This window comes from Citrobacter sedlakii, from assembly GCF_018128425.1.
GTDB lineage: Bacteria > Pseudomonadota > Gammaproteobacteria > Enterobacterales > Enterobacteriaceae > Citrobacter_A > Citrobacter_A sedlakii.
Window position 1 is genome coordinate 1,785,429 of record NZ_CP071070.1, and the last position, 24,251, is coordinate 1,809,679.

Here is a 24,251-nt window from a genome sequence, read left to right on the forward strand (position 1 = left end):
GTTTCTCATCCTGAAACGTTTCACGGAATGATACTAGTTTAGACAGCCATCAAGGGAGAAAAATGGAGGAATTATGAAACCCGGTACGGATTCATCCTAATGGCGGCGCGCTTTGCGAGACGTTACGCAACAATCGATAACGAAAAAAGCGCTGGCGGAAAATGGCGTTAGAGTGGCGGCAAGGCGATGAAAGAGGTAAGCCACGGATTTCAGCATGACGCTGAAAAGGGAAAGCCCCTCCCGAGGAAGGGGCCAGAATAAGAAAAGGGTTATGATGAAGTCAGTCATCATACTGGTGAGACTCTTAGTCATTAGCTTCCAGGCTTACTCAGACACCAGGGGGAGGGGCGACCCTCCCTTACCCTCACTCCTGAAACTAAGCCACACCAACGCTCATGTCAATGCGTTAGCTTGCAGCCTGCGAGGCGGTTAGCGGAAAACAACTTCCGCCCAGCGCGCCAGTCCGGCGGTCACCGAACCAAAGTCATCGCCGCCGGCAATCGGAATGCCCGGCAATTGCCTCGCCAGCGCTTTTTTAATCAGCGGCGAGCGGGCGCTGCCGCCGGTCAGGTAGATCACATCCGGTTTCTCCTGAGCGTTATCCAGCGCCAGTCGCACCTGTTCCAGAATTCGCGTTAACGGTTGATCCAGCGCTGTTTCCAGCCCCTGCTGGCTGATGGCGGTCGCCAGTTCATCGCTAATAAACGGCAGTGTGGCGGTAAATTCTGGCTGGTCGGACAGGGCGATTTTGCACTCCTCGGCGCGGCGCGCCAGACGATGGCTCAGCCGCTGACGCCAGACTTTCACCAGCAACGCCACTTTTTCCGGTTCGCGGGCATCGCGTACCAGCGTGTCCAACAGGCGACCGTTGGCACTGCTGTAAAAATCGCTCTGCGCCGGAACGTCGTTGATGGCCACGGCGTTCCACCACGGCAGCACCGGCAGGGCAATGCCTTTTTCGGTCTCGCCGCCCATGCCGAGTAGCGGCATCAGGTTTTTGAACGCCAGCGCGATGTCGAGGTCGTTGCCGCCGACGCGGCAACCGCTGTGTCCGAGCAGGCTGGAACCACGGTCGGCGCGATGGTGCCATTGGGGTCCCATCAGCAGCAGCGAACAGTCGGTGGTTCCGCCGCCGATGTCCACGACCAGTACGCGTTTTTCTTCCTGCAGGGTGGCTTCATAATCCAGCCCTGCCGCGACCGGCTCGTACTGAAAGACCACATCCTGGAATCCGGCGCGGGTAGCGGCCCGCTGCAGAATGCCCTGCGCCTGACGGTTGGCTTCGTCACCGCCCAGCCCCTGAAAGTTGATCGGGCGACCGATGACGGCCTGGGTAATCGCGTCGGCAAGCTGATGTTGCGCCTGATTTCGGATGTGCAGCATCATGGCGCAAACCAAATCTTCAAACAGCGCAACCTGTTGTGGTTTGAGTCCGTTGGCGCCCAAAAAAGACTTGGGCGACTTAACGAAGTAGACCTCTTCCGGATCGTCAACGTATTGCGCCAGCGAAGACAGGCCGAACTGGACGCTGCCGCCGTGAACCTCGATATCTTCGTCGCGGTTGAAGCGGATCGCCCGGCGCAGCAGCGCCTGCGTCTCTTCATCCGGCGTTGGTACAGCGTGATGGCGGAACAGCCATTCGCTCACGGCTTCCCGGGTGGGCGCGCAGAGCATTGACGGTAACAGCGTGCTGTCGTTTTCCATTTTCAGTAACTGCGGCGCGCCGTCGCGCATGATCGCGACCGAGCAGTTCGCGGTACCGTAATCAAAGCCAATAAACACCTTATAAATCCCCATGCCAGTGAAGAAGGGGCGTGACTTTAGCGAAATGTCATCGCGCCGACAACTGGAATATGAAAGCAAGGCGTAACAATGGAATAGGGGTTATGCTCAGGGTTTGCAGAAAAAGGAGTGGGTGATGTTTTTTCTGAACTGGCAGCCGCCTTATGACTGGTCCTGGATGTTGGGTTTTCTCGCCGCTCGTGCGGTGAGCGGTGTGGAAATGGTCGGTGATATGCGCTATACGCGCAGCCTGGCGGTAGGGGAGCATCGGGGGATAGTCAGCGTGGTGCCCGATGAACGGACGCATACGCTGGCGGTCACCTTAACCGGGGGGCTGCTGCCGGTAGCGGATGTCTGTCTGGAAAAAATGGCGCGGTTGTTCGATCTCGGCTGCGAGCCGACGAAAATCACCCGGGCACTTGGCGATCTGGGCGCGGCGCGTCCGGGGTTGCGCCTGCCCGGTTCGGTAGATGCCTTTGAGCAAGGTGTACGGGCAATCCTGGGGCAGTTAGTTAGCGTGGCGATGGCGGCAAAGCTCACTGCAAAAGTGGCGCAGCGCTATGGCGAACCGCTGGCCGACGCGCCAGGCTACGTCTGTTTCCCCGGCCCTGACATCCTTGCCGGCGCCGATCCGCTGGATCTGAAAGCGCTGGGAATGCCGCTTAAACGCGCTGAGGCGCTGATCCACCTCGCGCGGGCCGCGCGTGACGGGATACTGCCCACCAGCGCGCCTGAAGATGTTGAGTCTGGGGTGAAAGCGCTACAGGCGTTTCCGGGGATTGGACGCTGGACGGCGAACTATTTCGCACTCAGAGGCTGGCAGGCGAAAGACGTGTTTTTGCCGGATGATTACCTGATCAAACAGCGATTTGCGGGCATGACGTCGGCGCAGATCCGGCGCTACGCGGAGCGCTGGAAACCCTGGCGCTCCTACGCCCTGTTGCACATTTGGTATACCGACGGCTGGCAACCGTCAGTTGATGGCGAAGTAACTGGTATTCAGTAGCAGATCCAGAGGCTGGGCTTCCGTAATGATGTCGCCATAGATCTGGTCGATGCCGATACCCGACAGCGTATCCATGACTACCGCCGTCTGCACCGGGCCGGCGATAGTTTTGCATCCCAGACGCTGGGCGTGACCGTGGATGATCGATACCAGCATTTCATCCATCAGGTTACTGTGGATGCTGGCGCTAAGCTCGCTGTCGAGCAGCAGGTAGTCGGCCATATTGGGGGCCAGCAGATTAAAGATTTGCAGGTCGCGCCCGATCTGGCTGAGGATAATGCGACAGCCCGCCTGACGAAGGGTCCGCAAGGCGGGCGCGGCTTCTTGCGCGTGGAGCAGCAGTGCTTCCGCCGGAATAATCAGGTGCAGCAGACGCCCCGGCAGCGGACTTTTTTCCAGTTGTTGCAACAGTTCGTCTATCAGTGTCGCGCTGGTTAATCCGGCGACGGACAGCGGCAGGGCGATGCTCAGTCCTTTGTGCGCGACCGCCGGGGCGGCATGATGGAAAAAGGCATGAAAGACCCGCCGATCCAACGCATGATTGAGCGCCGGGTCTGCCAGTCCGGCGCGAAACGCCTGTTCTTCCATAACCTCGCCCTCGCTGGTCCACAGACGAAGTGAGATGAGCCACAAGCTGCGCGCTTCCGGAATACGCGGCGACGCGACGCCGCGGGCTAACATCAGCAGATGGTTTTCTTTTATCATGTGCCACTGTTCATCCAACGACATCATGGCGCGCGGGTGCTGCGCCATTTCCTGCTGCGGCTCGTAGACGGTGACCTGACCGCGACCGCTATTTTTCGAGGCGTAACAGGCGATATCGGCCTGTGACATCACTTCCACCGGCTGGCAGTTGTCGTCGTCAATGAGCGTGATGCCCGCGCTGGCCCCAACCCGGTGCAGACGGCCTTCCCACATAAAAGGGTACTCGTTAACCGCAGTGATGAGCCGGGTGGCGATAACGCGCGCGCTTTCAAGATGACAGTCCGGCAACAACAGGCCAAACTCATCACCGCCCAGACGCGCCAGTACGTCGCCAGGACGAAGCAAACCGAGCATCAGTTGGGCGAGTTCGCGCAGTAACGCGTCGCCCGCGGCGTGACCGGCGCTGTCATTGACAGCTTTAAAACGGTCGAGATCGATAAATACCAGCGCATGATGCTGGTGGGTACTGCGCACCGTTTGCAGCAACTGCTTTAGCCGGGTCTCAAAGCTGGGGCGATTAGTCAGCTGTGTGAGCGCATCATGCGTGGCGCTGTAGCTCAGTTGGCGCAGCATCTTGCGTGACTCGGTGACATCCTGGATCACAAGAACCGAACCAATGTTCCCGCCGTCCAGCGTCGTGAGCGGAGTGATGCTGTAGTGAATATCGTAGCTGCCGCCGTTGCGACAGTGCAGCACCACGTCCTGTTCGATGGCCGAGCGGGACATATCCGCGCTGTAGATGTTTTCCATCAGCGGACCGTTATTGCCCAAGGTAATGTGCAGCACTGTCAGTAAGGGTACGCCGATGGCGTTCTCTTGCTGCCAGCCGCTCATTTTTTCAGCGACCGGGTTCATAAAGGTGATTTTCATATCGACGTCTACACAGATCACCGCCTCGCCGATGGAGTCGAGGGTAATGTGCAGCCGCTCTTTTTCCTGAAACAGCGCTTCATTCAGGCGCTTATTTACCCATTCCGTGTGTTTAAGATCGTTAATGTCTTCAATCTGAGCAATAAAGTAGAGCGGCGTGCCGTCAGTATGACGAACCAGAGAAACCGCCAGCAGCGCCCACACCACTTCACCGCTGCGGGTGTAATAGCGCTTCTCCAGCGAATAGCTGTTGATGTCGCCGCGCACCAGCATGTCGAGCTGCTCCAGATCGTTATGCAGATCTTCCGGCCAGGTCAGTTGCTGAAACGTGAGCGTGCGCAGTTCGTCCTGCGGGTAGCCAAGAAACTGACACAACGCTTTGTTGACCTGTAACCACTGTCCTTCGGTACCGACCAACGCCATGCCGATGGCGGAATATTCCATGGCGTTACGGAAGCGTTCTTCGCTTTCCGTAATGTGTTTACGTTCCGCGCGAAACGCATACATCACCATGGTCATGATATTCGCCGGCAGCAGGATCATCAGGAACGGCAGCCACGGCAGATGCGTCAGCAGATTCACCTTCGGCGTAACCAGCAGCGACGGGTCGGCGGCCAGCATCAGTGAAACCACCATCACCGTGGCGAGAAAGACTAAAAAAGCTTCCATGCGCGGCAGGCGCACCGCGCTCCACATCAGCAGCACGATGACGCAGGTAAACGGCCAGGGGACAAACTTCATCGCCAGCCAGCTTAGCACCAGCGTGACGATCAGCGTCAGCAGCGTTTCCAGCAGCAGGCGAGGGTTGCGGTGGCGCAGCAGATAGTGTGGCTTAAACAGCAAGCCCAATGGCACCAGCGCCAGCGCGCCGATGGATTCTGACAGCACCCAGAACAGAAACGCCCGCAGCGGGGTATCGTGCGGAGACAACATCCAGACCAGCATCCCGCCGAGCAGTGGGGGGATCACCGCGCTGCCGAAGGCCAGACGGATCCAGTCGTTCAGATTCTGTAACGGGTTATACCCAGGCAGGAGCTTGCGCAGCAACAGCGCGCCTGTTGCCGCTTCAATAATGTTTATCGCCGTATAGGTAAAGTTGAGCGCGCCCGGGGGAAACAGCACCAGCGAGGCGCCAATACTGCCCAGAGAACAGGCGAGGGCGATGCCCGGCCACATGCGACCGGCATGGCGGTAAAAAGCCACCATCATAATGGAAGTAGGAAACCACAGAGGCGCTAACGCATTGCCGAACTGGGATAATTCCAGTGAAAAGAGCGTAAAAACAAACGCCGCCAGACCTAAACTGACGAAGCGCAGCAGAGGGTGCGGCAAGGGAACTAAAACATGTTGGGTTGGTTTACTCATTACCCTATCCGAATAGCCGGGAACGTCGAAGCACGCCAGGACGCGTCAGTGTGAGTCTGTGTTTATGCTAGTACAAACTTTTTACCTTTTATATCCCGGCTGCGCATAATTTGCCGTCAATCCAGAAGTCATCAGGGCGCAGGGACGGGGCTGGCGTGACGTTTCGCCGCGATGCATCTTGTCTGAATTTGTGTATAATTGCCGGCGTTTGACGCTCCGGCGTCTCCCTTCCTTACAGGTTATTCAGGTCGCTAAATTTATGACTGATCAGTCTCATCAGTGCGTCATTATCGGTATTGCTGGCGCATCGGCTTCTGGCAAAAGTCTTATTGCCAGTACTCTTTATCGTGAATTACGTGAACAAGTCGGTGACGAACATATCGGCGTGATCCCCGAAGACAGCTACTATAAAGATCAAAGCCATCTGTCGATGGAAGAACGCGTAAAAACCAACTATGACCATCCCAACGCGATGGATCACAGCCTGTTGTTTCAACATCTGCAAGCGCTTAAGCGCGGCTGCGCGATTGAACTGCCGGTCTACAGCTACGTCGAACACACCCGCATGAAAGAAACCGTGCGCGTGGAGCCGAAGAAAGTCATTATTCTGGAAGGCATTTTGCTGCTCACCGACGCCCGTTTGCGCGAAGAGATGAACTTCTCTATTTTTGTCGATACACCGCTGGATATCTGCCTGATGCGCCGCATCAAGCGCGACGTTAACGAGCGCGGGCGTTCCATGGATTCCGTGATGGCGCAATACCAGAAAACGGTGCGTCCGATGTTCCTGCAGTTTATCGAGCCATCCAAGCAGTATGCGGATATTATCGTGCCGCGCGGCGGGAAAAACCGCATCGCCATCGATATTCTGAAAGCGAAAATCAGTCAGTTCTTTGAATAAGCCCTGCGAATTGTGTACCGTTCAGTGATAACCTGGTTTGCCCTTGCGACACAATGCGTTAAGGGCCTGCTGCACGAAAGGAGAAAGTGCCATGCGTCTGTGTGACCGAGATATTGAAGCCTGGCTTGATGAAGGCCGTTTGTCGATCAACCCGCGTCCGCCTGTGGAGCGTATTAATGGCGCGACGGTGGATGTGCGCCTTGGCAATAAATTCCGTACCTTCAGCGGCCACACCGCAGCATTTATCGATTTAAGTGGGCCAAAAGATGAAGTCAGCGCCGCGCTCGACCGCGTAATGAGCGACGAGATTGCGCTGGCCGACGGCGAAGCGTTTTATCTCCATCCGGGCGAACTGGCGCTGGCGGTGACCTATGAGTCGGTGACTTTACCCGCGGATTTAGTCGGTTGGCTGGATGGCCGCTCTTCCCTGGCGCGTCTTGGCTTGATGGTGCACGTGACCGCCCACCGTATCGATCCCGGCTGGTCCGGCTGTATCGTGCTGGAATTTTATAACTCCGGTAAACTGCCGCTGGCGCTGCGCCCCGGCATGTTGATCGGCGCGCTGAGCTTTGAACCGCTTTCCGGTCCGGCGCTTCGCCCCTATAACCGTCGCGAAGATGCCAAATATCGCGATCAGCAGGGCGCGGTCGCCAGCCGGATTGATAAAGACTGAGTCTGATCCACTGAGGATAGCATGAGACGATTTCTGACGACGCTGATGATTTTGCTGGTCGTGCTGGTGGCCGGCTTTTCTGCGTTAGTAATGCTGGTCAACCCGAACGACTTCCGTACCTATATGGTGCAACAGGTCGCGGCGCGTAGCGGCTATCAGCTACAGCTGGATGGCCCACTGCGCTGGCACGTCTGGCCTCAGCTCAGTATCCTCTCCGGACGCATGGCGTTGACGGCGAAAGGCGCCAGTGAACCGCTGGTGCGCGCCGATAACATGCGGCTTGACGTTGCGCTGTGGCCGCTGCTTAGCCATCAGCTGAGCGTCAAGCAGGTGATGCTCAAAGGCGCGGTGATTCAGCTCACCCCGCAAACGGAAGCGGCGCGCAATGAAAACGCGCCGGTGCCTCCCAAAGACAATAACTTACCGGACGTCGCGGAAGATCGCGGCTGGTCGTTTGATATCGCCAGCCTGCGGGTGGCCGACAGCGTGCTGGTGTTCCAGCATGAAAATGATGAGCAGGTCACCGTTCGCGACATCCGCCTGCAAATGGAGCAGGATGCGCAGCATCGCGGCGCTTTTGAGTTTTCCGGGCGGATTAACCGCGATCAGCGTGATTTGAATCTGGCCTTAAACGGTACGGTGGATGCGTCCGACTATCCGCATAACCTCTCTGCCGGGATCCAGCAGCTTAGCTGGCAGCTCCAGGGCGCCGATCTGCCGAAACAGGGGATTCAGGGACAAGGACAGCTTCAGGCGCAGTGGCAGGAAGACGCGAAATTACTCTCGTTCAGCCAGCTTGATCTGACAGCGAACGACAGTACGCTGACCGGAAGCGCCCAGGTGACGTTGACGGAGCAACCGGCCTGGCGCATTAACCTGAATTTCGGCAAGCTGAATCTGGATTCCATTATTCCGCTGTCGGAAAACAGCAGCGGCGCTAACGGCGGTGGCGAGCAGGGCGTGACGTCATCGTCTCTGGCCCGACCGGTCATCGCCAGCCGGGTCGATGAACCGGCCTACCAGGGGCTGAAGGGGTTTTCCGCGGAGATCGCGCTGAATGCGGAGAGCGTATTATGGCGCGGGATGAATTTCTCGGCCGTTTCGACGCGAATGACGAATCAGGCCGGCGTGCTGAAAATCGCGCAGCTCGAGGGCAAGCTTGATGGCGGCACGATTTCACTGCCCGGCACGCTGGATGCCAGCGCTGACACTCCGCGCGTGGTGTTCCAGCCGCGTCTTAATGATGTGGAGATAGGCACGATTCTGAACGCGTTCCATTATCCCATTGCCCTGACCGGTAAAATGTCGCTGACGGGCGATTTCTCCGGCGCGGACATTGATGCCCAGGCGTTTCGCCATAACTGGCAAGGTCAGGCGCGCGTCGAGATGCGCGATACGCGGATGGATGGCATGAACTTTCAGCAGTTGGTTCAGCAGGCGGTGGAACGCAGCGGCGGCGACGTTGAGGCGATGCGTAATTACGATAACGCCACCCGTCTCGATCGTTTCGTCACTGACCTGACGCTCGACCACGGTAAGCTGGGGCTGAACAGCATGGAAGGCGAATCCTCTGTGCTGGCCCTGACCGGTAAAGGTACGCTCGATCTGGTCGGAGAGTCGTGCGACACGCAGTTTAACGTGCGGGTGCTCGGCGGCTGGAAAGGGGAAAGTAATTTGATCGATTTCCTGAAAAACACGCCGGTGCCGCTGCGGGTTTACGGTAAGTGGCAGGCGCTGAATTATAACCTGCAGGTTGATCAAGTGCTGCGTAAGCATGTCCAGGATGAAGCGAAACGTCGTCTCAATGACTGGGCGGAGCGGAACAAAGATACCCGCGACGGCAAAGACGTCAGGAAGCTGCTGGATAAGCTGTAAACCGCCTCTGGCGAGTCCCTTTTTGTAAGGCCGGACAGGGCGCGAAGCGCCGCTGTCCGGCGATTGCCACTACGCGTCGTATTCCCCGTCTTCGTCCGCGCGTAACGGAATCAGTTGCACCTTCTGTACGCGATGACTTTCTACCTGTAGCGTTTTCAGCAAGTAGTCGCCCACCTGAACCTCCTCACCCTCTTTCGGTATACGCTGCAGATATTCCATCAACAGGCCGGCGATGGTGTGATACTCGCGTTTCTCATCGAGCGGCAGGGGAACATACTGCACCAGATCGTCCAGCGGCATATGACCGTTTGCCGTCCACGAACCGTCCTGATTTTTCTGAATATCATGGCGGGCGTCGATCTCTTCCACTTCGTTCGGCAAATTACCGGCAATGGTTTCCATCACGTCGCTCAGCGTCACAATCCCTTCGACAGACCCAAACTCGTCAACCACAAAGGCAAAATGCGTGCGGGCGTTGCGGAACTGCTCCAGCGCCGGCAGCAGCGGGAGCGTTTCCGGGAACACCAGCGGCTGGCGTACCAGTACCCGCAGGTTGAGCGGCTCTCCGCGCAGCGACTGCTGGAGCAGATCGATAACGTGCACCACGCCAAGCAGATCCTCCTGGTCATCTTCGCCGGTGACCACCAGTCGCGTATGCTGGTTTTTTTCGAGCAGGGCGCGGATATCCGCCTCGGGCGCGCAGAGATCGATATGCTCGATATCATGGCGCGAGGTCATAATGCTGCTGACGGTGCGCTGGTTCAGGTTGAGTACGCGCTCAATCATCCGCCGTTCCTGCGGGTTGAAAATTTGCGTGTCGTCATGATCCACCAGCATCGAGGCTGTTTCCGCATCCAGTTCGGCGTCCTCTTTCTTCCCGCTTAACAGGCGCATCACTGCTTCGGTCGTTCGCTGGCGCAGCGTATGGTTTGCGGAAAGAAAGCGGCGGCGGTTAAAGATAGCCAACTGGTTCAGGGCTTCAATCATCACCGAGAAGCCGATAGCGGCGTACAGGTAGCCCTTCGGAATGTGGAAACCAAAACCTTCCGCCACCAGGCTAAAGCCGATCATTAACAGGAAACTCAGACAGAGAATGACGATGGTCGGGTGGCTGTTGACAAAACGGGTCAGTGATTTGCTGGCGAGCAGCATCAGCGTAATCGCGATAATTACCGCCGCCATCATCACCGCCAGGTGATCCACCATACCGACGGCGGTAATGACCGAATCAAGCGAGAAGATGGCGTCCAGCACCACGATTTGCGCCACCACGCCCCAGAATTTAGCCCCTTTGCGCTGGGTGGGGTTGTCGCTGTCTTTCCCTTCCAGCCGTTCGTTAAGCTCCATCGTGGCTTTAAACAGCAGGAAGAACCCGCCGAACAGCATGATCAGGTCGCGCGCGCTAAAGCTTAAGCTCTGAACGCTAAAGAGCGGCTTCGTCAGGGTGACCAGCCAGGAGATTGACGCCAGCAAGAGCAGGCGCATCAGCATCGCCAGAATCAGGCCGGTGATGCGCGCGCGGTCTCGTTGCGCGGGCGGCAGTTTTTCGGCGAGGATGGCAATAAAGACTAAATTATCAATGCCGAGGACCAGCTCGATCACCACCAGCGTGACGAGACCGGCCCAGATTGACGGATCGGCAATCCATTCCATAGTAAGCGTAAAACCCTTCGTTATATGACAATTGTCACAATTCGATCATGGATAAAGCTGGCGGAAAATGCAATGCCAGAGCGGGATTTATCCTGCTTTTGTATTTCTTCCCACCCGTAATAATAACCTTAATGTTTCTGTCGGGAATAAATTCTGGATTAAAAACAATTTCGGATATATCGCAGACTCGGTGGAATATATGCATTTTGTCAACATCAAGTAATTCCTAAAAATGCCGCTTTATATGACTTAATATTAATCTTAAAAAGACAAAATAGCAGGCTTGTTGCCTTGCCTGCTAATACGTTAGCTGTAACAATTCTTCCAGCGTTAATGAGGTGTGAAGAAATATATTGACCGGCATCGTTAATCATTAACCGCCGACATTCTTATTACCTTACGTATTTCTCTGTTGTGGCAGGAGAAAAATCACGAGGTTTGCAAAAATCTAACTTAATCAGTGTATTGGTAGCTAAAAAGCCAAGGGCGGTAGCGTGCCTGAACGCCTGATGACGAGTCTGCATTATTCTGTCAATAGCTTACGGATGAATTCAAATTTTTTAGGACTGATGCCAGTTAAATTTCTTTTCAATTAACTGCAATGTAAATGTGTACGGCGAAGTCGCTATTTAAATTGCACAGGATAATTACTCTGCCAAAGTGATAAATAATCAATGATGAAATCCAAAATGAAATTGATGCCATTATTGGTGTCGGTAACCTTGATAAGCGGTTGCACAGTACTTCCGGGCAGCAATATGTCTACGATGGGTAAAGACGTGATTAAACAGCAGGACGCTGATTTTGATCTCGACCGGATGGTGAATGTGTATCCACTCACCCCGCGACTGGTTGAGCAATTGCGTCCGCGGCCAAACGTGGCGCAGCCGAATATGTCGCTGGACCAGGAGCTTGCCAGCTATCAGTACCGCGTCGGGGCAGGGGATGTTCTGAACGTGACGGTATGGGACCACCCTGAGCTGACAACGCCAGCGGGGCAGTACCGCAGCTCCAGCGACACCGGCAACTGGGTGCAGCCGGACGGCACGATGTTTTATCCCTATATCGGCAAGGTTAGCGTGGTGGGGAAAACACTCGCAGAGATCCGCAGTGATATTACCGGGCGCTTAGCGAAGTACATCGCCGACCCGCAGGTGGACGTTAATATCGCCGCGTTCCGTTCGCAAAAAGCCTATATCTCCGGCCAGGTGAACAAATCCGGCCAGCAGGCGATCACCAACGTGCCGCTCACCGTACTGGATGCGATCAACGCCGCAGGCGGCCTGACCGAAGACGCCGACTGGCGCAACGTGGTGTTGACCCATAACGGCAAAGAACAACGGATTTCCCTGCAGGCGCTGATGCAAAACGGCGATCTCAGCCAGAACCGCCTGCTGTATCCGGGCGACATTCTTTATGTTCCGCGCAATGACGATCTGAAAGTGTTTGTGATGGGTGAAGTGAAGAAACAGAGCACGCTCAAAATGGACTTCAGCGGCATGACGCTGACCGAAGCGCTGGGCAACGCCGAAGGTATCGATCTGACCACCTCCAACGCCAGCGGCATCTTCGTGATCCGTCCGCTGAAAGGCAAAGGTCCGGGCGGCAAGATTGCCAATATTTATCAGCTCGATATGTCTGATGCGACCTCTCTGGTCATGGCGACGGAATTCCGTCTGCAGCCTTATGACGTGGTGTATGTCACCACCGCACCGGTTGCGCGCTGGAACCGTCTGATCAATCAGTTGCTGCCGACCATCAGCGGTGTCCGTTATATGACGGATACGGCCAGCGACATTCACGCCTGGTAATCGTCATGTTTAACAAAATATTAGTTGTTTGCGTGGGGAACATTTGCCGTTCCCCAACGGCAGAGCGCTTATTGAAGCGCTACCACCCGGCGCTGACCGTCGAGTCGGCGGGGCTTGGCGCGCTGGTGGGAAAGGGCGCAGACGCGTCTGCCCTTAGCGTGGCGGCCGATCACGGCCTGTCGCTGGAAGGACACTGCGCGCGGCAAATCACCGGACGGCTGTGTCGGGACTATGACCTGATCCTGGCAATGGAGAAAAGACACATTGCGTCTCTGCATGAGCTGGCGCCGGAAATGCGCGGCAAAGTCATGCTGTTTGGTCACTGGGACGATGAGCGCGACATTCCCGACCCGTATCGTAAAAGCCGCGAGGCGTTTGAAGCGGTGTACGCATTACTTGAACGGTCTGCCCGCCAGTGGGCGCAGGCATTGAACGCAGAGCAGGTAAAATAATGACAGAAAAAGTAAGACAGTCTGCCGCTCCGGTAACGGGCAATGATGAAATCGATATCGGCCGCCTGGTGGGCACCGTCATTGAAGCACGCTGGTGGGTGCTGGGGATTACGGCATTATTCGCACTTTGCGCAGTGATTTACACGCTCTTCGCCACGCCAATCTACAGTGCGGATGCGCTGGTGCAGATTGAACAGAACGCTGGCAGCTCGCTGGTGCAGGATATCAACTCGGCGTTGTCCGATAAACCTCCCGCCTCTGAGGCCGAAATTCAGCTGATTCGCTCGCGTCTGGTGTTAGGCAAAACGGTGGATGACCTGGACCTGGATATCTCCGTCAGCAAAAACACCTTCCCGCTGTTTGGCGCAGGCTGGGAACGGCTGATGGGACGCCAGAATGAGACGGTGAAAGTTACCACCTTTACCTTGCCGAAGGGAATGAACGACCAGGTTTTCACGCTGAACGTGTTGGACGATAAGTCCTACGCGCTGACCAGCGACGGCGGGTTTAGCGCCCGTGGGCAGATCGGTCAAACCCTGAACAAAGACGGCGTGACGATGGTGGTGAGCGAGATCCATGCCCGCCCGGACACCGAATTTACCGTCAATAAATTCTCCACGCTCGGGATGATCAACACCCTGCAAAACAACCTGACGGTAACCGAAACCGGCAAGGACACCGGCGTGTTAAGCCTGACGTTTACCGGTGAGGATCGCGAACAAATCCGCGAAATTCTCGACAGCATTACCCGCAACTACCTTGAACAGAACGTGGCGCGTAAATCGGAAGAGGCAGCGAAAAGCCTGGCATTCCTGGCAAAACAACTGCCGGAAGTGCGCAGCCGTCTGGACGTCGCGGAGAACAAACTCAACGCCTTCCGCCAGGATAAAGACTCCGTTGACCTGCCGCTGGAAGCAAAAGCGGTGCTGGACTCAATGGTCAATATCGACGCCCAGTTGAATGAGCTGACATTTAAAGAAGCGGAAATCTCTAAGCTGTACACCAAAGCGCACCCGGCTTACCGCACGCTGCTGGAAAAACGCCAGGCGCTGGAGGATGAAAAAGCGAAGCTCAACGGGCGCGTGACGGCAATGCCGAAAACGCAGCAGGAGATTGTGCGTCTGACCCGTGACGTGGAGTCCGGTCAGCAGGTCTACATGCAGCTGCTGAATAAGCAACAGGAGCTGCAGATCAACGAGGCCAGCACCGTCGGCGACGTGCGAATTGTTGACCCGGCGATTGCCCAACCGGGTGTACTGAAGCCGAAGAAGGGGCTGATCATACTGGGCAGCATTATTCTTGGCCTGATGTTGTCAATCGTCGGCGTCCTGCTGCGTTCGTTGTTCAATCGCGGTATCGAAAGCCCGCAGGTGCTTGAAGAGAACGGGATCAGCGTTTACGCCAGCATTCCGCTGTCGGAATGGCAGAAAGCGCGCGATAACGTGAAAACCATCAAAGGCGTGAAGCGTTACAAGCAGAGCCAGTTGCTGGCGGTAGGGAACCCGACCGATCTGGCGATTGAAGCGGTGCGTAGTCTGCGTACCAGCCTGCACTTCGCCATGATGCAGGCGCAGAACAACGTGCTGATGCTGACCGGGGTCAGCCCATCAATCGGTAAAACTTTTGTCTGCGCCAACCTGGCGGCGGTCATCAGCCAGACCAACAAGCGCGTGTTGTTGATCGACTGCGACATGCGCAAGGGGTACACCCATGAGTTGCTCGGCACCAACAACGTGAACGGCCTGTCCGATATTCTGGTCGGCAAGGGAGATATTTCCGCCTGCGCCAGACCAACCTCTATCCCAAACTTCGATCTCGTCCCGCGCGGCCAGGTGCCGCCAAATCCGTCGGAACTGCTGATGAGTGAACGTTTTGGTGAGTTGATCAAGTGGGCCAGCAGTCACTATGACCTGGTGCTGATCGATACGCCGCCGATTCTGGCCGTGACTGACGCGGCGATTGTCGGTCGCCACGCGGGAACCACCCTGATGGTGGCGCGTTACGCCGTGAATACTCTGAAAGAGGTGGAGACCAGCCTCAGCCGCTTCGGGCAAAACGGCATTCAGGTGAAAGGGGTGATCCTCAACTCTATCTTCCGTCGCGCCACCGGATACCAGGATTACGGGTATTACGAGTACGAATATAAGTCAGATTCCAAATAAAAAACGAGAATGCCGGATGGCAGTGAAACGCCATCCGGCGAAAACGCTTTGGGGAACGAGCATGAATAAAGACAACCCGCTGATTTCAATCTATATGCCCACCTGGAACAGGCAACAACTGGCGATTCGGGCCATCAAATCGGTGCTGCGCCAGGACTATACCCACTGGGAAATGATCATTGTCGATGATTGCTCCAGCGCCTATGAACAGCTGCAACAGTTCGTCGAAGGGTTAAACGATCCACGGGTGCGTTATACCCATAACGACGTCAATTCCGGCGCCTGCGCGGTGCGTAACCAGGCGATCCGACAGGCGAACGGGCAGTACATCACGGGTATTGACGATGACGATGAATGGACACCAAATCGCCTGAGCGTGTTTCTCGCCCATAAGCATCAGTTGGTCACTCATGCGTTCCTTTACGCGAACGATTATGTCTGTGAAGGCGAAGTCTATTCGCAACCGGCCAGTCTGCCGCTCTACCCGAAGTCCCCGTACTCTCGCCGCCTGTTCTACAAGCGCAACATCATCGGCAACCAGGTGTTTACCTGGGCGTGGCGTTTTAAAGAGTGCCTGTTCGACACTGAACTGAAGGCGGCGCAGGATTACGATATTTTCCTGCGCATGGTGGTGGAGTACGGCGAACCGTGGAAGGTGGAAGACGCGACGCAGATCCTGCATATCAACCACGGCGAAATGCAGATCACCTCGTCGCCGAAAAAATTCTCCGGCTATTTCCATTTTTATCGCAAGCACAAAGATAAATTCGACCGCGCGAGCAAGAAATATCAGCTGTTCACCCTTTACCAGATCCGCAATAAACGGATGACCTGGCGCACGTTGCTCACGCTGCTGTCCGTTCGTAACGGCAAACGGCTGGCTGACGGACTGCGAGGGCGTTAAGCATGCTGGAAGATATTCGCGCCAACAGCTGGAGCCTGCGCCCGTGCTGCATGGTGCTGGCTTATCGCGTCGCCCACTTTTGTTCCGTCTGGCGCAAAAAAAATGTCCTTAACAACCTGTGGGCCGCGCCGGTGCTGGTGCTGTATCGCCTGATCACCGAATGCCTGTTTGGCTACGAGATACAGGCCGCAGCGACCATTGGTCGACGTTTCACTATTCATCACGGTTATGCCGTGGTGATAAATAAGAACGTGGTCGCCGGGGACGATTTTACGATTCGTCATGGTGTCACCATCGGCAACCGCGGCGCCGACAGCCTCGCCTGCCCGGTGATTGGCAACGGGGTGGAGCTGGGCGCGAACGTCATTGTGCTGGGTGATATCACCATTGGTAATAACGTGACCATTGGCGCCGGGAGCGTGGTGCTTGACGCTGTGCCGGACAATGCGCTGGTGGTAGGCGAGAAGGCACGAGTGAAGGGAATAAAATGAACATTCTGCAATTTAATGTGCGGCTGGCGGAAGGCGGTGCGGCTGGGGTGGCATTAGATCTGCATCAGCGCGCGCTGCAAAAAGGACTGGCTTCACGTTTCGTGTACGGCTACGGCAAAGGCGGAAAGAAAAGCGTCAGCCACAATCATTATCCGCATGTGAGTAAGCAGACGCCACGGTTGACGTCGGTGGCGAATATCGCCCTGTTTCGTCTGTTTAACCGCGACCTGTTTGGCAATCTCAATAATATATACCGCAGCGTCACCCGCACACCGGGGCCGCTGGTGCTGCATTTTCACGTCCTGCACAGCTACTGGCTGAATCTGGCCGAGGTGGTGGCGTTTTGCGAAAAGGTGAAAAACCACAAGCCGGACGTCACGCTGGTCTGGACGCTGCACGACCACTGGAGCGTAACTGGCCGCTGCGCCTTTACCGACGGTTGCGAAGGCTGGAAGTCGGACTGCCGGAAATGCCCGACGCTGAACAATTACCCACCGGTGAAGGTCGACCGCGCCCATGCGCTGGTGCACGGTAAGCGCCAGCTTTTCCGTGACATGCTGGCGCTCGGCTGTCAGTTTATCTCACCAAGCCAGCACGTCGCCGATGCCTTTAACAGCCTGTACGGGGCAGGGCGTTGCCGCATCATCAATAACGGTATCGACGTGGCGACCGAAGCGATTCTCGCGGAGCTGACCCCGGTCAGCGCGACGGAAGGAAAACCGAAAATCGCGGTGGTGGCCCACGATCTGCGCTATGACGGTAAAACCAACCAGCGGCTGGTGCGCGAAATGATGGCGCTGGGCGAGGCGATCGAATTACATACCTTCGGTAAGTTTTCGCCGTTTGACGGAACGAACGTGGTCAATCACGGATTTGAAACCGACAAGCGTAAGCTGATGAGCGCACTGAACCAGATGGACGCGCTGGTGTTCAGTTCACGGGTGGATAACTATCCGTTGATTCTCTGCGAAGCATTGTCGATTGGCGTGCCGGTTATCGCCACCCATAGCGAGGCGGCGCAGGAGGTCCTGCAAAAATCCGGCGGCAAAACCTTCGACGACAGCGACGTACTTCGCCTGGTGCAGTTAAGCAAAGCCGATATCGCGCAGGCCGTCTTTGGCACTTCGCTCGACGCCTTTCGCGAGCGCAGCCGGGCGGCTTACAGTGGACAACAGATGCTGGAGGAATATGTCTCGTTCTATCAGAATCTGTAGCTATCTGCTGCTGCCGCTGATCTACCTGCTGGTCAACGTCAAAATTGCCCAGTTGGGCGAAAGTTTTCCCATCACCATCGTCACCTTTTTGCCGGTTTTGCTGCTGCTTTATGTGGAACGCATCAACCTGAAAAAACTGATGATTGCATTGGGGATCGGCGCCGGGCTGACGGCGTTTAACTACCTTTTCGGCCAGTCGCTGGACGCCAGCAAGTACGTCACTTCCACCATGCTGTTTGTTTACATTGTGATCATTATCGGCATGGTCTGGAGTATTCGCTTTAAAACTATTTCACCGCACAACCACCGCAAGATCCTGCGCTTTTTTTATCTGGTGGTAGGGCTGGTGGTACTGCTCGCCGCTGCCGAGATGGCGCAAATTATCCTCACCGGCGGCAGCAGCTTAATGGAAGCGATTTCGAAATATCTTATTTACAGTAACAGTTATGTACTGAACTTTATTAAATTTGGTGGCAAGCGAACCACCGCACTCTATTTCGAACCGGCCTTTTTTGCTCTGGCGTTAATCTCAATTTGGCTCAGCATCAAACAGTTTGGTATCAAAACACCTAAAACCGATGCTATGATTCTGGCAGGGATAGTATTATCAGGATCGTTTTCAGGGGTAATGACATTTATCTTGTTTTACCTGCTGGAATGGGCATTTCAGTATCTGAATAAGGATGCGATAAAGAAAAAACTGCCGCTGGCGATAATTTCATTAACCGTATTTCTGGTGGGGGTGATGTTCGCATTTCCTTATATCTCCACGCGCCTCGGTGATTTAGGCACAGAAGGGTCATCGTCTTATTATCGTATCGTCGGTCCGCTGGTTATGGTCGGCTATTCTTTGACCCATATTGACGGCGTTGTCAGATTTGGCTCACTTTACGAATATGTCGCATCATTCGGAATCTTTAACGGTGCGGATGTCGGAAAAACAATAGACAATGGTTTGTATCTGCTGATTATTTATTTTTCCTGGTTCGCGGTACTCATGACTCTGTGGTACATGGGGAAAGTGGTAAAAATGACGCTTAATGCGTTTGGTGATAATCAGAATTTTCGGGTGCAGCTTTATCTTTTTACCCCGGTGTCTCTGTTTTTTACCGGTTCAATATTTAGCCCGGAATATGCGTTTCTAATTGTCTGTCCGTTTATTTTGCGCAAAGCGCTCAATATTACAAAAGTATGATGAGGTTATTCCTATGCTGCTCAGCATTATCACCGTCGCGTTTCGCAATCTGGACGGCATTGTCAAAACCCATGCGTCACTTGCGCACCTGGCCCAGGCAAATGATATCAGCTTCGAGTGGATTGTGGTGGATGGCGGCTCGAACGACGGGACCCGCGAGTTTCTCGAAAACCTCAATGGTGAGTACCACTTACGCTTTGTGAGCGAACCGGATAATGGCATCTATGATGCGATGAATAAGGGCATAGAGATGGCGCAGGGAACGTTTGCGCTGTTCCTCAATTCCGGTGATATTTTTCATCCGGATGCTGCCCGGTTCGTGCGTCAGCTGAAGACACAAAAAGATGACGCCATGATGACCGGTGATGCGCTGCTGGATTTTGGCAATGGTCATAAAATTAAACGCAGCGCGAAACCCGGCTGGTATATCTATCACAGTCTGCCAGCCAGCCATCAGGCGATCTTTTTCCCGGTCAGAGGGTTAAAAATCTGGCATTACGATTTGCAATATAAAGTGTCATCCGACTATGCGCTGGCCGCCAGAATGTATAAAGCGGGTTATCATTTTAAAAAATTAAATGGCCTGGTGTCTGAATTTTCTATGGGCGGCGTGTCGACAACGAATAATCTTGAACTCTGCGAAGATGCGAAAAAGGTCCAGCGTAACATATTACATGTCCCCGGTTTCTGGGCGGAGTTGTCATGGCATTTACGCCAGCGCACTACGGGTAAAACGAAAGCCTTATATAACAAATCATAAATATAAGGAAATAATATGCAGGATTTACGCGGCTTTTCCGTGCCGAAAGGTTTTCGTGGCGCGAATGGCATAAAAGTTCAATTGTGGTGGGCGGTACAGGCGACATTATTTGCCTGGTCTCCGCAGGTCCTTTATCGCTGGCGCGCATTTTTGCTCCGTTTATTTGGCGCAAAAATAGGAAAAAACGTAGTCATCCGACCTTCGGTAAAAATTACCTATCCGTGGAAATTAACGTTAGGGGATTACGCCTGGGTCGGCGATGAGGTCAATTTATACACCCTCGGCGAGATTATTATCGGTGCAAACTCGGTGGTTTCGCAAAAAAGTTATTTATGTACCGGCAGTCACGATCACGCCAGCGCGCATTTTGATATTACCGCCACGCCGATTGTGATTGGCGAGAAGTGCTGGCTGGCAACCGATGTCTTCGTTGCGCCCGGTGTGACGGTTGGCGATGGCACGGTCGTTGGCGCCCGCAGCAGCGTTTTTAAATCGCTACCGGCAAATACGATTTGCCGTGGCAATCCCGCAGTGGTGATACGCGAACGCGTTGAAACGAAGAGCCCGGTTCAGAATGGCAAGACAGATAGCCTTATGAGCAGGGTTTGAAAACTTTGATAAGTACAGAGGAAAATAAACATGTCTAAAGTCGCTCTCATCACCGGCGTTACCGGACAAGATGGTTCTTACCTGGCAGAGCTGCTACTGGAAAAAGGGTATGAAGTGCACGGTATTAAGCGTCGTGCCTCTTCTTTTAACACGGAACGTGTTGATCATATTTATCAGGATCCGCACGCCAGCAACCCCAAATTCCATCTGCATTACGGTGACCTGACGGACTCTTCCAACCTGACCCGTATCCTGCAGGAAGTGCAGCCGGATGAAGTGTATAACCTGGGCGCGATGAGTCACGTTGCGGTCTCCTTCGAGTCGCCGGAATACACCGCCGATGTTGACGCCATGGGGACCCTGCGTCTGCTGGAAGCGATTCGTTTCCTGGGCCTCGAAAAGAAAACCCGTTTCTATCAGGCGTCCACCTCTGAGCTGTACGGTCTGGTGCAGGAAATTCCGCAGAAAGAGACCACGCCGTTCTATCCGCGTTCACCGTATGCCGTGGCGAAACTGTATGCCTACTGGATCACCGTTAACTACCGCGAGTCTTATGGCATTTACGCCTGTAACGGCATTCTGTTCAACCACGAATCCCCACGCCGCGGCGAAACCTTTGTCACCCGCAAAATTACCCGCGCGATCGCTAACATCGCGCAGGGCTTGGAGTCATGCCTGTACCTCGGCAACATGGATTCCCTGCGTGACTGGGGCCATGCGAAAGATTACGTCAAGATGCAGTGGATGATGCTGCAGCAGGAACAGCCGGAAGACTTCGTTATCGCCACCGGCGTGCAGTACTCAGTGCGTCAGTTCGTTGAGATGGCCGCGGCACAGCTGGGCATCAAACTGCGCTTTGAAGGCGAAGGCGTAAATGAGAAAGGCATTGTCGTCTCCGTCACGGGCCACGACGCGCCAGGCGTGAAGGCAGGCGATGTGATTGTTGCCGTCGACCCGCGTTATTTCCGTCCTGCGGAAGTGGAAACCCTGCTGGGCGATCCGAGCAAAGCGCACGAGAAGCTGGGCTGGAAACCGGAAATTACCCTGCAGGAAATGGTTTCCGAAATGGTCGCGAAAGATCTGGAAGCGGCGAAGAAACACTCCCTGCTGAAGTCTCACGGCTACGAGGTTGCCATCGCGCTGGAGTCCTGAGAATGAGCAAACAACGAATTTTCATTGCCGGCCATCGCGGGATGGTCGGTTCCGCGATAAAACGCCAGCTTGAACAGCGCGGCGACGTGGAACTGATCGTGCGCACCCGCGAGGAACTGAACCTGCTGGACAGTCGTGCCGTTCATGACTTCTTCGCCAGTGAACGCATCGATCAGGTGTATCTGGCGGCGGCGAAAGTGGGCGGCATTGTCGCGAATAACACCTACCCGGCGGATTTCATCTTTGAGAACATGATGATGGAAAGCAACATCATCCATGCCGCGCACCTGAATAACGTGAATAAGCTGTTGTTCCTCGGGTCATCGTGCATCTACCCGAAGCTGGCGAAACAGCCGATGGCTGAGAGCGAGCTGTTGCAGGGAACGCTTGAGCCAACCAATGAGCCTTACGCCATTGCCAAAATTGCCGGGATCAAGCTGTGCGAGTCCTACAACCGTCAGTATGACCGCGACTATCGCTCGGTGATGCCGACCAATCTGTACGGGCCGCACGACAACTTCCACCCGAGCAATTCCCATGTGATCCCGGCGCTGCTGCGTCGTTTTCATGAGGCGACCGTGGAAAACGCGCCGGATGTGGTGGTGTGGGGCAGCGGTACGCCGATGCGTGAATTCCTCCACGTTGACGACATGGCCGCCGCCAGCATTCACGTGATGGAGCTGGATCGCGAAGTCTGGCAGGAAAACACCCAGCCGATGCTGTCGCACATTAATGTCGGTACCGGCATTGACTGCACCATCCGCGAGCTGGCGCAGACGATCGCGCAGGTGGTGGGCTACAAGGGCCGCGTGGTGTTCGACGCCACCAAACCGGACGGCACGCCGCGCAAACTGCTCGACGTCACCCGCCTGCATCAACTGGGCTGGTATCACGAGATCTCGCTGGACGCTGGCCTCGCCAGCACCTACCAGTGGTTCCTTGAGAATCAGCACCGGTTCCGGGGGTAAGCATGTTTTTACGTCAGGAAGATTTTGCCACGATCGTTCGTTCCACGCCGCTGATCTCCATTGATTTGATTGTGGAAAACGAACGCGGCGAGTTCCTGCTGGGAAAACGAACGAACCGTCCTGCACAGGGCTTCTGGTTCGTGCCCGGCGGGCGTGTGCAGAAGGATGAAACGCTCAGCGATGCCTTTGCGCGCCTTACTCTGGCGGAACTGGGCCTGCGACTGCCGATGGCAGCGGGCCAGTTTTACGGGGTCTGGCAGCACTTCTATGACGATAACTTTTCGGGCAGCGACTTCACCACGCACTACATCGTGCTGGGGTTCCGTCTGAAAGTGAGAGAGGCAGACCTGCCTCTGCCTGATTCTCAGCATGACGCCTACCGCTGGCTGTCGCCAGAGGCGCTGCTTGCCAGCGACAACGTGCACGACAACAGTCGTGCCTATTTCCTGGCCGATCGTCAGTCCGGAGTGCCGGGCTTATGAAAATTTTGGTGTATGGAATCAACTACTCGCCGGAGCTGACCGGCATCGGCAAATACACCGGCGAGATGGTCGAGTGGATGGCGCGCCAGGGGCATGAGGTGCGGGTCATTACCGCGCCGCCGTACTACCCGCAGTGGAAGGTGGGCGAGCGCTATTCCGCCTGGCGCTACCGCCGGGAAGAGGGTGATGCCACCGTCTGGCGTTGTCCGCTGTATGTGCCGAAGCAGCCCTCGACGCTGAAACGATTATTGCATCTCGGCAGTTTCGCGCTGAGCAGCTTTTTCCCGCTGATGGCCCAGCGCCGCTGGAAGCCGGATCGCATTATCGGCGTAGTGCCGACGCTGTTTTGCACACCGGGCATGCGCCTGCTGGCGAAGCTGTCTGGCGCGCGCACCTTACTGCATATTCAGGATTATGAAGTGGACGCGATGCTTGGACTCGGTCTGGCCGGAAAGGGCAAGAGCGGCAAAGTGGCAAAGCTGGCCTCCGCCTTTGAGCGCAGCGGCCTGCATAACGTCGACAACGTTTCCACCATTTCGCGTTCAATGATGAATAAAGCGCAGGAAAAAGGCGTCCCGGCGGAAAAAGTGATTTTCTTTCCGAACTGGTCGGAAGTGGCGCGCTTTCAGAACGTCAATGACGCGGATGTGCTTGCGCTGCGCAATCAGCTTGGTCTGCCGGATGACAAAAAAATCGTGCTTTATTCCGGCAATATCGGCGAAAAGCAGGGGCTGGAAAACGTCATCGAAGCCGCGGCTCAGTTGCGCGATAAGCCGCTGGTGTTCGCCATTGTCGGGCAGGGCGGCGGCAAAGCGCGACTGGAAAAAATGGCCCGTGAGCGCGGCCTCGATAACATCAGGTTTTATCCGTTGCAGCCTTACGAAGCGCTGCCTGCGCTGCTGAAAATGGGCGATTGCCATCTGGTGGTGCAAAAGCGCGGCGCGGCGGATGCGGTTTTACCGTCCAAGTTAACCAACATTCTGGCGGTCGGCGGCAACGCGGTTATCACCGCCGAACCGGAAACGGAACTGGGCCAGCTGTGCAGCAACGCGCCGGGTATCGCCGTTTGCGTTGAGCCGGAATCGGTCCCGGCGCTGGTCGCGGGGATTACCTCCGCACTCGCCATGCCAAAACACAACACGGTGGCACGTGAATATGCCGAACGCACGCTCGATAAAGAGAACGTGTTACGTCAATTTATTACAGATATTCGGGGATGAA

The 24,251-nt window shown here is 55.5% G+C and carries 20 protein-coding genes and 1 pseudogene; 18 read left to right on the plus strand and 3 right to left on the minus strand.

Annotated features, from left to right (window positions below; all coding sequences use genetic code 11):
- Window positions 1-271: 271 nt before the first annotated feature.
- A pseudogene (locus JY391_RS23750) lies at window positions 272-328 on the plus strand (type I toxin-antitoxin system Ibs family toxin); the annotation flags it as partial.
- A gap of 101 nt (window positions 329-429) precedes the next feature.
- On the opposite strand, the gene yegD reads toward JY391_RS23750, so the two are convergent.
- The gene (yegD, locus tag JY391_RS08410) at window positions 430-1,782 is read right to left on the minus strand and encodes a molecular chaperone (RefSeq protein ID WP_181822929.1); all 1,353 of its coding nucleotides are present in this window, start codon (window positions 1,780-1,782) and stop codon (window positions 430-432) included.
- Window positions 1,783-1,918: 136 nt separating this feature from the next.
- Between yegD and alkA the strand changes: the two genes are divergently transcribed.
- Window positions 1,919-2,788: a DNA-3-methyladenine glycosylase 2 gene (gene alkA, locus JY391_RS08415; RefSeq protein WP_211935557.1), complete on the plus strand. Its 870-nt coding sequence runs from the start codon at window positions 1,919-1,921 to the stop codon at window positions 2,786-2,788.
- Here alkA and JY391_RS08420 read toward each other — a convergent pair.
- Window positions 2,756-5,728 (minus strand): diguanylate cyclase domain-containing protein, encoded by a 2,973-nt coding sequence (locus JY391_RS08420; RefSeq protein WP_211935558.1) that lies wholly within the window; start codon window positions 5,726-5,728, stop codon window positions 2,756-2,758. The genes alkA and JY391_RS08420 overlap by 33 nt on opposite strands.
- A 259-nt stretch (window positions 5,729-5,987) precedes the next feature.
- Here JY391_RS08420 and udk point away from each other — a divergent pair, with 259 nt between their 5' ends.
- The 3 genes from udk to asmA all read left to right on the plus strand — a co-directional run bounded on the left by udk (window position 5,988) and on the right by asmA (window position 9,177).
- On the plus strand, window positions 5,988-6,629 hold the full coding sequence (gene udk, locus JY391_RS08425) for a uridine kinase (protein ID WP_042284352.1): 642 nt from the start codon (window positions 5,988-5,990) through the stop codon (window positions 6,627-6,629).
- Between the two features lie 91 nt (window positions 6,630-6,720).
- The gene (gene dcd / locus JY391_RS08430) at window positions 6,721-7,302 is read left to right on the plus strand and encodes a dCTP deaminase (protein WP_042284348.1); all 582 of its coding nucleotides are present in this window, start codon (window positions 6,721-6,723) and stop codon (window positions 7,300-7,302) included.
- A 21-nt stretch (window positions 7,303-7,323) separates the two neighbouring features.
- Window positions 7,324-9,177, plus strand: a complete 1,854-nt coding sequence (asmA, locus tag JY391_RS08435) for an outer membrane assembly protein AsmA (protein ID WP_211935559.1) — start codon at window positions 7,324-7,326, stop codon at window positions 9,175-9,177.
- A 69-nt stretch (window positions 9,178-9,246) separates the two neighbouring features.
- Here asmA and JY391_RS08440 read toward each other — a convergent pair whose 3' ends face one another.
- On the minus strand, window positions 9,247-10,830 hold the full coding sequence (locus JY391_RS08440; RefSeq protein ID WP_060569279.1) for a TerC family protein: 1,584 nt from the start codon (window positions 10,828-10,830) through the stop codon (window positions 9,247-9,249).
- 674 nt (window positions 10,831-11,504) lie between these two features.
- Between JY391_RS08440 and JY391_RS08445 the strand changes: the two genes are divergently transcribed.
- From JY391_RS08445 to wcaI, 13 genes are all read left to right on the plus strand, one after another.
- The gene (locus tag JY391_RS08445; RefSeq protein WP_042284340.1) at window positions 11,505-12,641 is read left to right on the plus strand and encodes a polysaccharide export protein; all 1,137 of its coding nucleotides are present in this window, start codon (window positions 11,505-11,507) and stop codon (window positions 12,639-12,641) included.
- Between the two features lie 5 nt (window positions 12,642-12,646).
- Window positions 12,647-13,093 carry a low molecular weight protein-tyrosine-phosphatase Wzb gene (wzb, locus tag JY391_RS08450; protein WP_042284338.1) on the plus strand — a complete coding sequence of 149 codons (447 nt, stop codon included), beginning with the start codon at window positions 12,647-12,649 and terminating at the stop codon, window positions 13,091-13,093.
- On the plus strand, window positions 13,093-15,255 hold the full coding sequence (wzc, locus tag JY391_RS08455) for a tyrosine-protein kinase Wzc (RefSeq protein WP_060569278.1): 2,163 nt from the start codon (window positions 13,093-13,095) through the stop codon (window positions 15,253-15,255). The genes wzb and wzc overlap by 1 nt, the downstream gene beginning before the upstream one ends.
- Window positions 15,256-15,316: 61 nt before the next feature.
- Window positions 15,317-16,159, plus strand: a complete 843-nt coding sequence (gene wcaA / locus JY391_RS08460) for a colanic acid biosynthesis glycosyltransferase WcaA (protein WP_042284758.1) — start codon at window positions 15,317-15,319, stop codon at window positions 16,157-16,159.
- 2 nt (window positions 16,160-16,161) lie between these two features.
- Window positions 16,162-16,650, plus strand: coding sequence for a colanic acid biosynthesis acetyltransferase WcaB (gene wcaB / locus JY391_RS08465; RefSeq protein WP_199956717.1), 489 nt, complete (start codon window positions 16,162-16,164; stop codon window positions 16,648-16,650).
- On the plus strand, window positions 16,647-17,864 hold the full coding sequence (wcaC, locus tag JY391_RS08470) for a colanic acid biosynthesis glycosyltransferase WcaC (RefSeq protein ID WP_211935560.1): 1,218 nt from the start codon (window positions 16,647-16,649) through the stop codon (window positions 17,862-17,864). Before wcaB ends, wcaC begins: the two co-directional genes overlap by 4 nt.
- The gene (wcaD, locus tag JY391_RS08475) at window positions 17,839-19,059 is read left to right on the plus strand and encodes a colanic acid polymerase WcaD (RefSeq protein ID WP_042284327.1); all 1,221 of its coding nucleotides are present in this window, start codon (window positions 17,839-17,841) and stop codon (window positions 19,057-19,059) included. Before wcaC ends, wcaD begins: the two co-directional genes overlap by 26 nt.
- A gap of 13 nt (window positions 19,060-19,072) precedes the next feature.
- A complete protein-coding gene (wcaE, locus tag JY391_RS08480; protein WP_211935561.1) occupies window positions 19,073-19,819 on the plus strand; it encodes a colanic acid biosynthesis glycosyltransferase WcaE in 747 nt (248 codons plus the stop codon).
- Between the two features lie 15 nt (window positions 19,820-19,834).
- Window positions 19,835-20,428 carry a colanic acid biosynthesis acetyltransferase WcaF gene (gene wcaF, locus JY391_RS08485; protein WP_211935562.1) on the plus strand — a complete coding sequence of 198 codons (594 nt, stop codon included), beginning with the start codon at window positions 19,835-19,837 and terminating at the stop codon, window positions 20,426-20,428.
- Window positions 20,429-20,458: 30 nt separating this feature from the next.
- Window positions 20,459-21,580: a GDP-mannose 4,6-dehydratase gene (gene gmd, locus JY391_RS08490; RefSeq protein ID WP_042284320.1), complete on the plus strand. Its 1,122-nt coding sequence runs from the start codon at window positions 20,459-20,461 to the stop codon at window positions 21,578-21,580.
- A 2-nt stretch (window positions 21,581-21,582) separates the two neighbouring features.
- Window positions 21,583-22,548: a GDP-L-fucose synthase gene (fcl, locus tag JY391_RS08495; RefSeq protein ID WP_060569274.1), complete on the plus strand. Its 966-nt coding sequence runs from the start codon at window positions 21,583-21,585 to the stop codon at window positions 22,546-22,548.
- A gap of 2 nt (window positions 22,549-22,550) precedes the next feature.
- Entirely contained in the window at window positions 22,551-23,030 is a 480-nt protein-coding gene (locus tag JY391_RS08500; protein WP_211935563.1) for a GDP-mannose mannosyl hydrolase, read from the plus strand.
- Window positions 23,027-24,250, plus strand: a complete 1,224-nt coding sequence (gene wcaI, locus JY391_RS08505) for a colanic acid biosynthesis fucosyltransferase WcaI (protein WP_042284312.1) — start codon at window positions 23,027-23,029, stop codon at window positions 24,248-24,250. The genes JY391_RS08500 and wcaI overlap by 4 nt, the downstream gene beginning before the upstream one ends.
- Window position 24,251 lies beyond the last annotated feature (1 nt).

Coding starts and splice junctions, on each gene's coding strand:
- JY391_RS08420 (WP_211935558.1), bottom strand. CDS start 5,728: ATGAGTAAACCAACCCAACATGTTTTAGTTCCCTTGCCGCACCCTCTG.
- fcl (WP_060569274.1), top strand. CDS start 21,583: ATGAGCAAACAACGAATTTTCATTGCCGGCCATCGCGGGATGGTCGGT.
- asmA (WP_211935559.1), top strand. CDS start 7,324: ATGAGACGATTTCTGACGACGCTGATGATTTTGCTGGTCGTGCTGGTG.
- udk (WP_042284352.1), top strand. CDS start 5,988: ATGACTGATCAGTCTCATCAGTGCGTCATTATCGGTATTGCTGGCGCA.
- wcaC (WP_211935560.1), top strand. CDS start 16,647: ATGAACATTCTGCAATTTAATGTGCGGCTGGCGGAAGGCGGTGCGGCT.
- dcd (WP_042284348.1), top strand. CDS start 6,721: ATGCGTCTGTGTGACCGAGATATTGAAGCCTGGCTTGATGAAGGCCGT.
- wcaF (WP_211935562.1), top strand. CDS start 19,835: ATGCAGGATTTACGCGGCTTTTCCGTGCCGAAAGGTTTTCGTGGCGCG.
- wzb (WP_042284338.1), top strand. CDS start 12,647: ATGTTTAACAAAATATTAGTTGTTTGCGTGGGGAACATTTGCCGTTCC.
- wzc (WP_060569278.1), top strand. CDS start 13,093: ATGACAGAAAAAGTAAGACAGTCTGCCGCTCCGGTAACGGGCAATGAT.
- JY391_RS08440 (WP_060569279.1), bottom strand. CDS start 10,830: ATGGAATGGATTGCCGATCCGTCAATCTGGGCCGGTCTCGTCACGCTG.
- wcaE (WP_211935561.1), top strand. CDS start 19,073: ATGCTGCTCAGCATTATCACCGTCGCGTTTCGCAATCTGGACGGCATT.
- wcaB (WP_199956717.1), top strand. CDS start 16,162: ATGCTGGAAGATATTCGCGCCAACAGCTGGAGCCTGCGCCCGTGCTGC.
- gmd (WP_042284320.1), top strand. CDS start 20,459: ATGTCTAAAGTCGCTCTCATCACCGGCGTTACCGGACAAGATGGTTCT.
- wcaI (WP_042284312.1), top strand. CDS start 23,027: ATGAAAATTTTGGTGTATGGAATCAACTACTCGCCGGAGCTGACCGGC.
- alkA (WP_211935557.1), top strand. CDS start 1,919: ATGTTTTTTCTGAACTGGCAGCCGCCTTATGACTGGTCCTGGATGTTG.
- JY391_RS08500 (WP_211935563.1), top strand. CDS start 22,551: ATGTTTTTACGTCAGGAAGATTTTGCCACGATCGTTCGTTCCACGCCG.
- JY391_RS08445 (WP_042284340.1), top strand. CDS start 11,505: ATGATGAAATCCAAAATGAAATTGATGCCATTATTGGTGTCGGTAACC.
- wcaA (WP_042284758.1), top strand. CDS start 15,317: ATGAATAAAGACAACCCGCTGATTTCAATCTATATGCCCACCTGGAAC.
- wcaD (WP_042284327.1), top strand. CDS start 17,839: ATGTCTCGTTCTATCAGAATCTGTAGCTATCTGCTGCTGCCGCTGATC.